Genomic DNA, 1121 nt, shown 5'->3' with positions numbered 1-1121 from the left:
GTTGTGCAATATTATATAAATATACAAATATCATTGCCTATTCCTTGCACAAATTTTAGTAGTAACTACCTAAAAATCAATCAAAAAACACTTAATAGCAAAACAAAAGTAAAAATAATCAGAATATTATTCTGCATGCATAATAAAAACATTGCAAATATTTTGTTGTAAATTATTTTAATTTATTTTCAAAATATTAGAATAATACAACTACTGATTGAACGAGTTCATCGTCTTGTCTATTCCCTGTAAACAAAAACTAAAAATAATGTCTATGGCACGATCGAGATGCTCTGGCAATTCAGCAAACTGACTTCCATCAAATTTTCCTAAAACATATTCTACTTGTCTTCCTTTACCAAAATCATCTCCAACGCCAAACCTTACACGACCGTATTGTGAACTACCCAATACCTCCTCAATATTTCTCAATCCGTTGTGTCCTCCGTGCGAACCTTTACTTTTTGTTCTTAGTTTGCCGTAAGGTAAAGCGATATCATCCGTGATGATTAATATATTCTCTTTTTCAATTTTCAACTCCTTCATCCAATAATTAACTGCCTTCCCACTTAAATTCATATAGGTGGTGGGCTTTATTAAATGAATTTGTTTCCCTTTGTGTTTTATTTCGGTGTGATAGGCCAATCGCTCCATTGAAAATTTCGCATCTACACTCGCCGCAAGCTTATCTAACACCATAAAACCAACATTATGTCTTGTAAGCAAATATTCTGGTCCAATATTTCCGAGACCAACAATTAGGTATTTCATCTGTAAAATATATTTGAAATTAACTTTGTATTCTTTTTTTCATGAATCAATCATCAAAATTAAGTAATTTTGTATAGTATGTATCCAATCATGAAAAACAAAGCTACTATTAGGATAAGTCCAGCCCTCCTCGCATTAACATTATGCTTGATAAAGGAATCCGCCTTTTCGAAAGACCCAAGCACTTATCCAACTCTGTTAAATTCAACTAATTTATTGACATCGACAGATATAAATGGAATTAATTATAAATACTCAACTTCAAAGAATTATTTACCTAACTTATTAAGTAATAAAAATCGTGCCTATCCTTTAATATCTACGAATTTTATTGAAAAAAAGTTAATAGA

The 1121-nt window shown here is 30.7% G+C and carries 2 protein-coding genes; one reads left to right on the top strand and one right to left on the bottom strand.

Translation table 11 applies throughout. The features are described from left to right. Positions 1-210: 210 nt before the first annotated feature. Positions 211-771, bottom strand: coding sequence for an aminoacyl-tRNA hydrolase (gene pth / locus AC07XN_RS24465; protein ID WP_494744948.1), 561 nt, complete (start codon positions 769-771; stop codon positions 211-213). Between the two features lie 90 nt (positions 772-861). On the opposite strand from pth, the gene AC07XN_RS24460 reads away from it, so the two are divergent. Beyond that, a partial coding sequence (locus tag AC07XN_RS24460; protein WP_494744947.1) for a hypothetical protein occupies positions 862-1121 on the top strand: 260 nt, incomplete at its 3' end.

The organism is Arcicella sp. GW458-12-2-14-TSB2, assembly GCF_059423785.1.
The sequence above is the reverse complement of the archived record's forward strand: the minus strand, read 5'-3'. Positions and strand labels throughout refer to the sequence as shown.